The following is a 12,491-nucleotide window of genomic DNA, read 5'->3' as shown; positions in this document are numbered from 1 at the left end:
GTCAGCAACTTAGCTGCAGGGGATATGTTTTGTTTGACTCATCATTACCACTGGTTGACTTGCACCGACACCTAGATGGGAATGTCCGTGTTGAGACTATTTTTGAGTTAGCTCGCCAACATGATATTAGCTTACCCGCTGATAATGTTGACGATATGCGCCAATTCGTACAGATCCAGGGCAAAGAAAATGACCTGCTTGGTTTTTTGAAAAAATTGGATTGGATGGTCAACGTCCTGGCGGATTTAGAGGCTGTGCGGCGGGTTGCCTACGAAAACGTCGCAGATGCAGCGCTCACTGGGTTAGATTATGCTGAATTACGCTTTAGTCCATATTACATGGCGATGAACCATGAGCTGCCAATGGTCGGGGTAGTTGATGCCGTGATTGATGGGGTTTATGCTGGATGTCAGGATTATCCGGTTAAAATCGCTTTGATTGGTATCATGTCGCGAACCTTTGGCCAGCAGGCATGTTTGGATGAACTGGATGCTATTTTAGCTCGAGCAAAGCATTTTGTTGGGGTTGATTTAGCCGGGGATGAAAAAGGGTTTCCGGGCGAGTTTTTTGTCAAACACTTTAACAAAGTGCGTGATGCAGGGTTAAATATAACCGTTCATGCGGGTGAGGCGCTGGGCGCTCAAAGTGTTTGGCAAGCAGTGACACAATTGGGTGCAACGCGTATTGGGCATGGCGTTAGAGCGGTTGAAGACCCACGATTGATGGATTATCTACAACAGCATCAAATTGGTATTGAGTCTTGCCCGACCAGTAACCTACATACCTCAACCGTTCGCGATTATGCGCATCATCCATTAAAACAATTTATGCAGGCGGGAATTCCCGTTAGCCTGAATACGGATGATCCTGGTGTCAGCAATATCGATATCGCCCACGAATATAACGTGGCACACCAGCAATTAGGCTTATCTTTTAGCCAATGTCAGCAGTTGCAACGTGATGGTGTTGCGATGGCATTTTTGAGTCAAAAGCAACGATTAGAACTTTACCAAAAAGCAGTGGGACGTATTTAAAACAAGGGATAGAACATGTATCTGCCTCAAGAGTTAATTCGTCGTAAACGAGATGGTTATGCGTTATCAGATGAGGAAATTGCTTTTCTGGTTTCAGGGATCAGTTCTGGCCGTCTCGTTGATAGTCAGGTCGCAGCTTTGGCAATGGCCATCTATTTTAATGATATGTCGGTTCAAGAGTGCTCGGCATTAACGCTTGCCATGCGTGACAGCGGTGAGCACCTAAGTTGGCAAGAGTTTTCTTTGCCAGGCCCGGTTGTTGATAAACATTCAACGGGTGGTTTAGGGGATATGGTTTCGCTGGTTTTAGCGCCAATTATTGCCGCATGTGGTGGTTTTGTTCCGATGGTCTCTGGGCGCGGACTGGGACATACTGGCGGCACCATTGATAAACTCGAATCCATCGCAGGTTACAATGTAACCCCCAGTCAAAGTCAGTTTCAGCACTTAGTCAAAGAGATAGGCTTGGCCATTGTCGCGCCAAGCAGTGATATCGCCCCAGCTGATAAACGGTTGTATGCCATTCGTGATATTAGCGCGACGGTCGATTCGCTGGCGCTTGTCTGTTCCTCCATTTTAAGCAAGAAATTATCCGAAGGGCTCAGTTCACTCGTGATGGACATTAAAGTTGGCAGTGGCGCTTTAATGCCCAATCGAGATCTTTGTGAGCAGTTAGCTCATCGAATGGTCTCGGTTGCAAGTGAGGCCGGTTGTACTACAAGCGCGATATTAACCGATATGAATCAACCACTTGCTCCGTGTTGTGGTAATTCATTAGAAGTAATGGAAGCGATGGATTACTTAACGGGTCATACTCAACATAGCCGATTACATCAAGTGGTGATGGCGTTGGCGCAAATGTTATTAGTTGACAGTAAACTCTGTGATAATGCCGAGCAAGCAAGGGTTAAAATTTTGCAAGTGCTTGAAAGCGGCGAGGCGGCGGAACGGTTTAATCGAATGGTCGCCGCTCTAGGTGGGCCACGGGATCTGCTTGAGCAGGGTAAAAGCCATTTTCCCAAAGCACCTGTTATCGCCCCGTTGTTGGCTGAGCACGCAGGCTATTTAAATCATCTCGATTGTCGAGAAATTGGGATGAGTGTTGTTGCTTTAGGTGGCGGCCGTATTCATAGTGATCAGACCATTGATCATCGGGTTGGACTCAGCCGCTGGCGACAAATTGGTGAGTATATTCATGTGGACGAACCGTTGGTGATGATTCATGCCAGCGATCAAAGTGGCTGGCAAAAAGCAGCTCGGCGGCTACGTCGGGCGATTAGTATCGATGCTGACCCGATAGCAGTTCCACCGGTTGTCTACCAACAAATAGTGAGTTGATTTGGAGAACGCATGAAAAGAGCGGTTGTTTTAGTTCTCGATTCTTTTGGTGTAGGTGCGGCAGATGATGCTGCGCGCTTTGGCGATCAAGGTAGTGATACATTGGGCCATATCGCGCAGAGATGTTTTAAAAACTTAGCTGATGAAAATCGTCATGGGCCTCTTAATATTCCCCATCTTAATCAGCTTGGTTTAGGTCGATTAGCTTTTAATAGCCGCGGCCGAGCCGTGGATGGACTGGCGGATGTTGCTAAACCGAGTGGTTCTTATGGGTATGCCAAGGAAATTTCAAGCGGTAAAGATACGCCCAGTGGTCACTGGGAAATTGCAGGTGTTCCAGTTTTATTTGATTGGGGCTACTTCCCTGATAAAGAAAATAGTTTTCCTAAAAAACTCTTAGATGAGCTGGTTAAACGTGCTGATTTACCAGGTTATTTGGGCAATTGTCACACCTCAGGCACAACGATTATTGAACAGCTTGGGCTTGAGCATATGCAAACAGATAAGCCCATTTTTTATACGTCAGCTGATAGTGTCTTTCAGATTGCCTGTCATGAGCAGACCTTTGGTCTTAATCGGCTTTATGATTTGTGCCATATTGCGCGAGAACTGCTGGATGACTATAACATTGGCCGAGTGATTGCTCGGCCCTTTGTGGGGGATAAACCAGATAATTTTAGCCGTACCGGTAACCGCCATGATTATTCGGTTACTCCGCCAAGTGCAACGGTTCTTGATAAGTTAGTCTCATCTGGTGGCAGCGTGATAAGCATTGGTAAAATAGCCGATATATATGCGCATCAGGGAATTACCCGAGCGTTGAAAGCAACTGGTTTGCAAGAGCTATTTGATACGACGCTTCAAGAGGTTGCGGTTGCTGGAGAAGACTCGCTGGTATTTACTAATTTTGTCGACTTTGACTCCTCTTATGGCCATCGCCGTGATGTCCCAGGTTACGCTCGAGCGTTGGAGTATTTTGATCAACGTCTTCCAGAGCTATTATCAGCGCTTAAAGATGATGATTTGTTGATTATTACCGCCGATCACGGCTGCGACCCTACATGGCAGGGGAGCGAACATACCCGTGAACATATTCCAGTCGTGGTTTATGGCAAAAAGATTCAGTGTGTTGATCTTGGCAAACGCGACGCGTTTGCCGATATCGGTCAGACATTGGCTGATTATTTCTCATTGCCGGCGATGGAATATGGAAGCAGTTTCTGGGCGGATATTGCCCCAGCGCAATAGTTGCTTTTTTCTCCAATTTTTTCGCAATAATCGAATGATTGTTAAGGATAGATAATGCCGACACCGCATATTAACGCCAATCCCGGTGATTTTGCTCAGACTGTGTTGTTACCGGGGGATCCGCTTCGGGCGCAATACATTGCCAAGACGTTCTTACAAGATGCCCAAGAAGTGACGAATGTTCGCAATATTTTAGGTTATACGGGAACCTATCAGGGGCTGAGAGTTTCAGTGATGGGCTCGGGGATGGGGATCCCCAGCTGTTCTATTTACGCTCACGAGCTCTACAACGAATATGGTGTGCAAAACATTATTCGGGTTGGCAGTGCCGGTGCTATTAGCCCTGACGTCCATATTCGGGATGTGGTGATTGCAATGGGGGCGTGTACTGACTCTAACGTGAATCGAGTTCGTTTCAAGGGGTATGATTTTGCCGCGATTGCCGATTATCAGCTGCTGCGCCGAGCCGTAGACAGTGCCCAAAGCAAAAATCTGCCAGTTCGCGTGGGAAATATTTTTTCAGCTGACTTGTTTTATACGCCCGATGCGCAGATGTTTGATGTGATGGAAAAACACGGTATTTTGGCCGTTGAAATGGAAGCCGCTGGTCTTTACGGTGTGGCCGCTGAATGCGGAAAAGCTGCACTCTGTGTTGTCACAATTTCGGATCACATTCGCACTGGCGAAGCGACCACATCAGATGAGCGGCAAAATACTTTTAACGATATGATTGAGCTGACATTAGACTCGCTTTTGTAAGCGTCTTTTCTGAGCGCGGATAGCCCTTCTTCTGCGGGCTATCTTCATCTGGCGACGACGTTTGCCAGAGATTTGTCGAGCAATCACAAATCCCACCCACAATGCTAACAACAGCATGAGCTGCAAAGAATATTGAGCCGAGTGGACATAACGTGTCGCACGGCTCAGTAGTGAACTTTCTTCTAGCGTAATTCGCAAATATCCCAGCGCTTCACCTTGGCCATTATAAATGGTCGCAACGTAAGGTCGGCGCCCAATCCCTTGTATCGGGGTGACTAAGTTCCCCGACATGGGTAATAGTTCATTCAGTGGCAGTGCATGGGCGCTTTTAGCTAATGCAATCCCTTTGGCATCATAGATGGTGGCATCAAAGACAAAATTCTCTTTGACAAGGGCATTTACAAGTTCTTGAATTTGTTCTTTTTGGTCATTAATGATGTAGTTAGCTGCATTAAATGCCGCTAGCGATGTGAGTGAGCGCGCTAAGCTCTCTGTGTTATTTTCTAGTAATGCCTGGCCCCGCATCGTCATGCCCCAATACATTGAAACAGCGACGATTATTGCAATGAAGGCACTGCCTATTTCCAGCCGATTAAACCATCGCAGTAGACGAAAATGTTGGGTCACAATCTTTTGCATCCTATTACATTGAATCGTTGCAGGCTTGCCAAAGTAGATAGCAATAGCTATTGTGAAGCGCTACATCATCTGTGTATTAACCTAAAGTATAGAGCAGGGACCGTATAGTGATTCCTAATACCCTTTTAACATATTTAGACAACTTGCCCAAGTGGCCAGCTAAACCCGTTTCGATTGCCGCTGACGGCCAAATCACTCAGCAACCAGTCATTCATTCATCCTCAGATACTACTCTTATCGCTTGGTCTACTGATAAAAATGATATTAAACAGTTGGTTGAAAATGTTTATCAAGAAAATGAGAGTTGGCGAATTTATCCATCAATGAATGTGCTTTCTGTGCATATTTTTGTTCTGACGACTCCAGTTGAACAAAGCCTTGTGAAAGAGCGTTTAGCTTGCGCGAGCCTTAATTTTGATGCGGTTGCCCTGAACCATATTCCCAAGCTTGATGAGCCAGGAATGTTGGTAATGGATATGGATTCAACAACGATTCAGGTCGAATGCATTGATGAAATCGCCAAACTTGCAGGTGTTGGTGAACAGGTGAGTGCAGTCACCGCAAGATCCATGCGCGGTGAACTTGATTTTTCACAAAGCCTACGTTCTCGAGTGGCGCTTTTAAAAGATGCTCCTGTACAGATTTTAGATGAAGTAAGAGACAACTTGCCACTGATGCCCGGGGTGAAAGTCTTATTGAGTCATCTGCAAGTCAATGGCTGGAAAGTGATTTTAGCTTCCGGTGGCTTTACCTTTTTTGCCAAAGCGCTACAGCAACGCCTTGGTTTTGACGAAGTTTACGCGAATGAATTGGTGTTAAAAGATGGCACTCTGACTGGCGAAGTGGAAGGTGATATTGTCGATGCACAATATAAAGTCGGTTTGTTAAAACGCTTGCGCAGTCACTTTGGGCTAGCACCATCTCAAACAATGGCTGTCGGCGATGGCGCAAATGATTTGCCAATGCTGGCCGAATCCTCGCTAGGGGTTGCTTTGCATGCAAAACCGATTGTGCAGAAAAACGCTAAAATTGCGATTAATCACAGCAATCTTGAAGGACTGCTGTTTGTGTTAATCGCTGGCATGATTCGAGACCACCAGAGCCACTAATTTCGCTATTGCTGAGAAGCTTTAAGGGCTTGCCATTCATCGCTAAGATCGTTTATTTCAACCACCGCATAGGTGTTTTGTAGCAAAATGGCCAGCTCTTTAGCTTTATGGGTAGCGTAGTGCCCTAAATAAGCCATCTCCGCTTTAATATAGGCTGCATCAGGTTTGCCCGTGCGGGACGCTTTGAGCTCAATATATTTAAAATGGCCATTTTCCATCGCCTGCACCACAAACTTATTGAGGTCAGCCTCTGATTGAAAATCTTCTTCACGTTGACAAGCAATCACTTTCTTAGAGTTTTTATGCAGTTGCATTAATAATCTGACCGTAATGACTTTTTGTTCATCACGCAGGTTTTGCAGTGGAGACAATAACCACTGCTGCCAGTTATCAGGGTGAATAAGCTGGTACATATTAGCTTTGTTTCGCGCTCTGGAAAGATACAGTAGTGGATCGATTGGTGAAGGGCTTTGCCCATAAGCCAGCAATTTTAGTTTGAGCAGGCCGCCTTCTTTGTTAATAAACAACACATGTTTGAATAAGTCATGACAATACAGCTGCCTAAGCGCCTCTGATAACCCTTCAAACACATTAATTTCCGGCATATGGCCGAGTTTGTCTGTATTGCTATTAATTAATTGGCTGAAAAAGCGTGAGCCTTCATGGGTGTTGCCAACTGCTTGCAAATGAATCGTTTGTTGGTTTTCCTGAACGTTAACCACCAGATAAGGCAATTGAGTTAACTTAAACGTCCGTACTAGTTTTTGAAATTGGGGCAAGTTAACTAAAATATTATCGCCAGCTTTAAGCTGCACTGGATAATCTAATTCCAGCTGCAAGCCGCCGGCTGAAAAGTTATTCACCCAACCTTCGATAACTTGTGAATTGACGACAACCTCTGCCATCGAGCGATATTGATAACGCGCTTCTTTGCGCATCTGCATATATTTATGCGCAATGATTTTCACCTCGGGAATTGCATGCCGATATTGACCAAATGGCGCTAATTCGTTTGGGTTTTTGTCCGAATGAAAATTCTGTCGATAGCGAGTCCTCGATCGCTCATGAGTAATATCGGTTAGCAGACCAAAAACAGATAAATTGGCCAGTTGATCGCGCAGTGCTTTTTCATCTGCTCGGCGGCGTTGATTTGGCACAATTGGTGGGGCAAACGCATTATCTAATTGGATCTGCTGCCATTGAAAGGTGAAAACCCGCCAACTGGTTTTATTGGCTCCGAAATGAAAGAACAATTGCCGAAGTTCGGGTTCTGCCAGCAGTTCTTCGTGAGTTGCTGAGTAAAAGTAGAGTTTGCGGTTGTAGCTATGCACAAAACTATAAAGAACCGTTTGTCCATGCGGTTTGCTCATCAACGCGCGCATTCTTTGGGCATGAAAGGTTTGCCCCAAGACATTTTGGCGAAATTCGTTGTACCAGTAATCTAGCGTATTACGGCTAAAATCGTTACATAACACATAGCGCAGCTGCGGTGGGCGTTCGCCACTAAAGTACAGTGGCAAAGAGCCGCTGCGAGGTAAAAAGAATTGCTGATAACTTTTAACTAAGATCGCATCGACAAGGTGCACCACATCGACTCGATAGCGACCTTTGTATGCTTCTAAAAAGCTTTCAAAAAATGCATCAAATTCTGAGTCGTTGGTATTGAGTCTCTTTAAGCGAACCCACAGCCCTTTATCATCGCGTTCAAAGTCTAAAATGACATAATCAGTACCGCGGGTTAAAACTGGGTTGGCAAACTCCTGTTCAAGGCCTGTGAAGTAGATTTTGATATGTTCACCGACTACCGGATCATCTTCTCGGTCGTAGCGAATGCGCATCCCCGATATCGACATATTCGAAGACATACCACCATAAACCATCATCTGCTCAGTTTGGACTTCAATCGGCATGCTAATAAACATCCGCTCTTCCACTCGGCCATGGTAATGACCAAACTGAAATGCTTTGACTCGAGTATCGACGCGCATTCGTTTATTGGGATCTTGACGGCGCAGCTGCTGCATCTGCTCAAATACGCCTTGGGTGTAACTACCGTAGTGTTTGAGTAATTGCTTAAATGTCTCGATATGTGACTCACTCATAAAGTGCGTCAGTCCATCATATTTAAACGGCAGACAATTTTGATCCGTTGGGCTCGTGCGCAAATCAATCACCCGTTTTGAGGGCGTGACAAGTCGTTTCAGCTCCATTTTGAGCAGAAACTGTTCATTTTTATTTTCGCCAGAGGTAATACGCTGAAAAATTTCAGCAAAATCGCTCTTGCGATGCACCGCGATTAATTGCGCTAAAAGGTCGTTTTGACGTTGTTGATCCATAGTTTTAATCAATAGAGCGATAACTGATTCATTGCTCTTAATATTTATATGCCAATTCTAGCATCAAAATTTGTGCCGAAATGGCAAACTCCGTTATCCTTGAATCTATTATCGGCAGTTAAGAGCAAAAATGTAAATGGCGAAGACAAAGACAGCTTATGTATGCAGTGAATGTGGCGCAGAATATCCTCGTTGGCAGGGCCAGTGTAGTGAATGCAAATCCTGGAATACCATAAGTGAGATCCGCCTTGTTTCTGCCACCCAAAATACTCGCAATGATCGTTTTCAGGGCTTTGCCGGGCAAACACAGGCCAAAGTGCAAACGCTTGATCACATCGATTTAGCTGACTTGCCTCGCTTTAGCTCTGGCTTTCGAGAGCTTGATAGAGTGCTTGGCGGCGGGATTGTCCCGGGCAGCGCAATTTTAATTGGCGGCCATCCTGGCGCGGGTAAAAGTACCTTATTGTTGCAGGTGATGTGTCATTTAGCACAGTCGATGTCAGCGTTGTATGTGACCGGTGAAGAATCTTTACAGCAGGTTGCACTGCGAGCCAAACGTCTTGAGCTACCGCGTGAGAATTTAAAAATGTTGGCTGAGACCAGTGTCGAAACCATCGGTCAGATTGCTTTGCAAGAAAAGCCGAAAATCATGGTCATCGACTCGATTCAGGTGATGCACATGGCGGATATTCAGTCCGCTCCTGGTGGGGTATCGCAAGTGCGTGAAAGTGCCGCTTGGCTGACTCGTTTTGCCAAACAAAATCACGTCGCCATGTTTATGGTTGGCCATGTGACCAAAGACGGTTCGCTGGCGGGCCCGAAAGTGCTGGAGCACTGCATTGATAGCTCTATTTTACTTGAAGGCAGCTCAGATAGCCGATATCGCACTTTGCGTGGCCAAAAAAACCGATTTGGCGCAATTAATGAGCTTGGTGTCTTTGCGATGACTGAGCAAGGCATGAAAGAGGTGAGCAATCCTTCGGCTATTTTTCTCTCGCGAGCAGAGCAGGCAGCTCCCGGTTCTGTAGTGATGGTCGTTTGGGAAGGTACTCGGCCATTGCTTGTTGAAATCCAGGCGCTTGTTGATAACAGTCCGCTGGCTAATCCGCGCCGAGTCGCTGTGGGCTTAGAGCAAAACCGACTGTCGATGCTGCTGGCAGTCTTGCATCGTCATGGTGGTTTGCAGATGGCAGATCAGGATGTATTTGCCAATGTGGTCGGTGGTGTGCGAGTGAGTGAAACCGCGTCTGATTTGGCGTTAATGGTGGCAATGATCTCAAGTTTTCGTGATCAGACTCTGGCTCAGGATTTAGTCGTGTTTGGTGAAGTAGGCTTATCGGGTGAAATTCGCCCTGTTGCCAACGGTCAGGAACGATTGCATGAAGCGCAAAAACATGGCTTTAAACGAGCCATCATTCCCGTTGCAAATATGCCGAAAAATAAGCCCGAAGGGATGGAGGTCATCGGAGTGAAAAATCTGGCCGATGCCCTCGATGCACTTTAATGGCTTAAATCTGTATCTAATAGCTGCTCGAACTGACGCATAAGCAATTTTTCATCGCCTAGGTTAAGCTCGAGCAGGCGACGCAATCGAGAGGCACTTTCGATATCCATTTTAAGAAATTCGATACCGATGTGCCCGCCATGACAGTGGCAAACTCGACCTTTGATACGCAGGTCACATTCACTGCTTGCTTCACCTAAGTGCATGCAAAGCTCTAGTTCTTGGGTTTGTTCGTGCCACTGTTCTGGTTCAGAGATAAGCGCACCGTGCAGTGATATATCAAGGACTTCGGCCTTGAATGAGCTATGTTGAGTTAAGATGCGAACGTCGTGAGCAAAATTAACTCGAATAAAATGGCGTTGATCTTTGAGTTCCATCAGCCGATCCTTCTGGTTTATGTTGTATTCATTATAGGCAATAGTTGCCTGAATGCATCGGCTTATCGAAATGTTCAATTGGGTGGTGAGAAAGTACGCTGCAAATAATTGCAGCGTATTTACATGAGGTTAGTCAGCCTGACCTATCGCTTTGGCGATAATTTCTCTGGTTTGTTCACATAACTGTTGGGCTGTTTTACTTGCAACTTCATCTGCTTCAATGGGGTCTAGTACGGTTAGGCGCATATTGGCTTTGCCGACCATAATTGAGCTTTTGGGTAGCGCATTATTTGTACCTTCAATGGCAATCGGGATAATGCCAACCCCAAAATGTTTTGCCATCGCAAAAGCACCCGTTTTAAAGTTGCCTAATTTGCCATCTGTCGAGCGACTACCTTCAGGAAACATATAAACAGAACTGCCTTGTTCAATATGTTTTTTAACTTCAGCAGACATTTTAGCGACGCTGCGCCGATCCCCTCGTTTTAAGGCAACGTATTTATTTAAATACATGTTCCAGCCAATAAAGGGAACGTGAAACACCTCTATTTTGGATAGCCATTTAAACGGTTTATAAAGACCAAATGCCAATAAAATATCGATACCAGATTGATGGTTCGAAACCAGAATATAGGGTTTATCTTTGGGGACTCGTTCTCGGTATAAAACTTGCGTCTTCCACTCGGGGCATAACGAGATTAAAAACTTTGCCCAGATAGAGGTGAAGTAATGCAAATAGACCAAACGGGTATCCCACCAGATTGTTAGGAGCCAGATAAGGCAAGCAATCAGGAAAAAGAATGGGGCTGTGATACAGGTCATACACAGCAAAAAGATTGAATAACACCTTTGCAGCACAGATCGATAACTCTCTAGTAAATTTTTGGTTTAAAAGTTGCATGATGACATTAAAGGTTTATGTCACCACCTCTAAGATCAAGCAAATCCTACCAGAGGGCGGTGTCTGATGCTAGTTTCGCGGCATATCTGCGGCAATGTTTTGCCGCATAGTTGCAAAAACGTCCATTCACTATAATGGCAACGGAGAATGAACATGCAGGTTAACAATAATCAGTCGGTGATGGATAAGTTATCGAGCTGGATGGGGAGCAATTCCGCACCTGCTCAACAGGGCAGCGATTTCCAAGCGCAGTTATTAAAGTTACGTAATAGCGGACTAAGCCAAAGTCTAGCTGGTCAGAATTCATTGACTAGCAATTCATCGAGCAGCAGTTCCTCAAGTAGTAACTCGCTAGAGCAGTCATTAAAAGGTTCAGGATTGGAATTGTTCGGGTCATCTGAAAACAGCAATATTCTGAATAAACAATTTACCGCAATTGGTGAAGGGATTGGCATTGGCTTGTTGGCGGCATTCGCGGGTAAAAATGGCGGTGCACCACAGTTTGGTACAACCGGCGATAAAACCTCGGCCACGACAGCTACTTCAGCGACCAATACCACGACCAATAGCTCGACAACGACGAATACTAGTTCAACATCAGAACTGACTGGTATGAATGCGAAGAATTTAACGTTTGGGGTGAAATCCGATAAACCTCAAGGGGCAAATAATCCAGCACCAGGTGCTAATCCGCCACCGCCACCTGCGGGAGACGGACAAAATGCGGCAAACAATACCGCGCAGAACAATACGCAACAGAATAATGCCGCACAGACCGCCAATAATGGTCAAACGGCAAATGCATCGGCTAAACCTGCTGGCTCAAGTTCATGGAATCCATTTTCGAACTTTTTTAAAGACTTGTTTGGTGGTGATAAACCGGCTGCAGCAAATGCTGCAACAGCAGACACCAATGCTCAGCAAAATGGAACCGATACGACAGCGTAATTAGCAGCTTAACCTAGGCTATTAAGTTACCTGCGTGTCGTTGAAAAAATAAAGTTGCCAAATTAAGAAGGTCAGAGTTTTTGCTCTGGCCTTTTTGTTTTAATTGGAACTGATTTCACTGAATACTTGCCAGCCAAGATAAGACTCATAAAGCGAATAAAAATAAGAGGGTGGGGTGATGGAGCAGCAATAAAAAAGCCCTGAATGGTTCAGGGCTTTGCTTGTGCCTAGAAAACCCCCAGCTAGGCTGGGGGTTCAGTAAAGCTTTCAGCTATGAGTCTGTTATAAAACCCCTTTC

General features: G+C 45.5%; 11 protein-coding genes. 7 read left to right on the top strand and 4 right to left on the bottom strand.

The window, feature by feature from the left end; all coding sequences use genetic code 11:
• The first annotated feature begins 29 nt into the window (after window positions 1-29).
• Genes add through deoD form a run of 4 tightly spaced genes read left to right on the top strand, consistent with a single transcriptional unit; the run spans window position 30 to window position 4,379 of the window.
• A complete protein-coding gene (gene add, locus ABTQ23_RS18835) occupies window positions 30-1,034 on the top strand; it encodes an adenosine deaminase (protein WP_408617309.1) in 1,005 nt (334 codons plus the stop codon).
• Between the two features lie 15 nt (window positions 1,035-1,049).
• Entirely contained in the window at window positions 1,050-2,372 is a 1,323-nt protein-coding gene (gene deoA, locus ABTQ23_RS18830) for a thymidine phosphorylase (protein WP_408617308.1), read from the top strand.
• A gap of 12 nt (window positions 2,373-2,384) precedes the next feature.
• Window positions 2,385-3,620 carry a phosphopentomutase gene (locus ABTQ23_RS18825; RefSeq protein ID WP_408617307.1) on the top strand — a complete coding sequence of 412 codons (1,236 nt, stop codon included), beginning with the start codon at window positions 2,385-2,387 and terminating at the stop codon, window positions 3,618-3,620.
• Window positions 3,621-3,674: 54 nt separating this feature from the next.
• Window positions 3,675-4,379: a purine-nucleoside phosphorylase gene (gene deoD / locus ABTQ23_RS18820; protein WP_408617306.1), complete on the top strand. Its 705-nt coding sequence runs from the start codon at window positions 3,675-3,677 to the stop codon at window positions 4,377-4,379.
• Here the strand turns inward: deoD and ABTQ23_RS18815 are convergent.
• Complete coding sequence (locus tag ABTQ23_RS18815; protein ID WP_408617305.1) at window positions 4,362-5,018, bottom strand: AhpA/YtjB family protein; 657 nt, start codon at window positions 5,016-5,018, stop codon at window positions 4,362-4,364. The genes deoD and ABTQ23_RS18815 overlap by 18 nt on opposite strands.
• A 107-nt stretch (window positions 5,019-5,125) precedes the next feature.
• On the opposite strand from ABTQ23_RS18815, the gene serB reads away from it, so the two are divergent.
• On the top strand, window positions 5,126-6,127 hold the full coding sequence (serB, locus tag ABTQ23_RS18810) for a phosphoserine phosphatase SerB (protein ID WP_408617304.1): 1,002 nt from the start codon (window positions 5,126-5,128) through the stop codon (window positions 6,125-6,127).
• Between the two features lie 5 nt (window positions 6,128-6,132).
• On the opposite strand, the gene ABTQ23_RS18805 is transcribed toward serB, so the two are convergent.
• Window positions 6,133-8,463: a PilZ domain-containing protein gene (locus ABTQ23_RS18805; RefSeq protein ID WP_408617303.1), complete on the bottom strand. Its 2,331-nt coding sequence runs from the start codon at window positions 8,461-8,463 to the stop codon at window positions 6,133-6,135.
• A 136-nt stretch (window positions 8,464-8,599) separates the two neighbouring features.
• Between ABTQ23_RS18805 and radA the strand changes: the two genes are divergently transcribed.
• A complete protein-coding gene (gene radA / locus ABTQ23_RS18800) occupies window positions 8,600-9,967 on the top strand; it encodes a DNA repair protein RadA (protein ID WP_408617302.1) in 1,368 nt (455 codons plus the stop codon).
• Here the strand turns inward: radA and ABTQ23_RS18795 are convergent.
• Together ABTQ23_RS18795 and ABTQ23_RS18790 are read right to left on the bottom strand one after the other, a co-directional pair.
• A complete protein-coding gene (locus tag ABTQ23_RS18795) occupies window positions 9,964-10,344 on the bottom strand; it encodes a PilZ domain-containing protein (RefSeq protein ID WP_408617301.1) in 381 nt (126 codons plus the stop codon). The two genes, radA and ABTQ23_RS18795, sit on opposite strands and share 4 nt — an antisense overlap.
• Window positions 10,345-10,473: 129 nt before the next feature.
• A complete protein-coding gene (locus tag ABTQ23_RS18790) occupies window positions 10,474-11,088 on the bottom strand; it encodes a lysophospholipid acyltransferase family protein (RefSeq protein ID WP_408617300.1) in 615 nt (204 codons plus the stop codon).
• A 310-nt stretch (window positions 11,089-11,398) separates the two neighbouring features.
• Between ABTQ23_RS18790 and ABTQ23_RS18785 the strand changes: the two genes are divergently transcribed.
• Window positions 11,399-12,193: a hypothetical protein gene (locus ABTQ23_RS18785; protein ID WP_408617299.1), complete on the top strand. Its 795-nt coding sequence runs from the start codon at window positions 11,399-11,401 to the stop codon at window positions 12,191-12,193.
• The last annotated feature ends 298 nt before the right edge of the window (window positions 12,194-12,491 follow it).

This window comes from Celerinatantimonas sediminis (genome assembly GCF_046054195.1).
In the GTDB taxonomy this organism is placed as follows: domain Bacteria; phylum Pseudomonadota; class Gammaproteobacteria; order Enterobacterales; family Celerinatantimonadaceae; genus Celerinatantimonas.
The sequence above is the reverse complement of the archived record's forward strand: the minus strand, read 5'-3'. Positions and strand labels throughout refer to the sequence as shown.

Coding starts and splice junctions, on each gene's coding strand:
- radA (WP_408617302.1), top strand. CDS start 8,600: ATGGCGAAGACAAAGACAGCTTATGTATGCAGTGAATGTGGCGCAGAA.
- deoD (WP_408617306.1), top strand. CDS start 3,675: ATGCCGACACCGCATATTAACGCCAATCCCGGTGATTTTGCTCAGACT.
- ABTQ23_RS18825 (WP_408617307.1), top strand. CDS start 2,385: ATGAAAAGAGCGGTTGTTTTAGTTCTCGATTCTTTTGGTGTAGGTGCG.
- deoA (WP_408617308.1), top strand. CDS start 1,050: ATGTATCTGCCTCAAGAGTTAATTCGTCGTAAACGAGATGGTTATGCG.
- ABTQ23_RS18815 (WP_408617305.1), bottom strand. CDS start 5,018: ATGCAAAAGATTGTGACCCAACATTTTCGTCTACTGCGATGGTTTAAT.
- ABTQ23_RS18795 (WP_408617301.1), bottom strand. CDS start 10,344: ATGGAACTCAAAGATCAACGCCATTTTATTCGAGTTAATTTTGCTCAC.
- ABTQ23_RS18805 (WP_408617303.1), bottom strand. CDS start 8,463: ATGGATCAACAACGTCAAAACGACCTTTTAGCGCAATTAATCGCGGTG.
- ABTQ23_RS18785 (WP_408617299.1), top strand. CDS start 11,399: ATGCAGGTTAACAATAATCAGTCGGTGATGGATAAGTTATCGAGCTGG.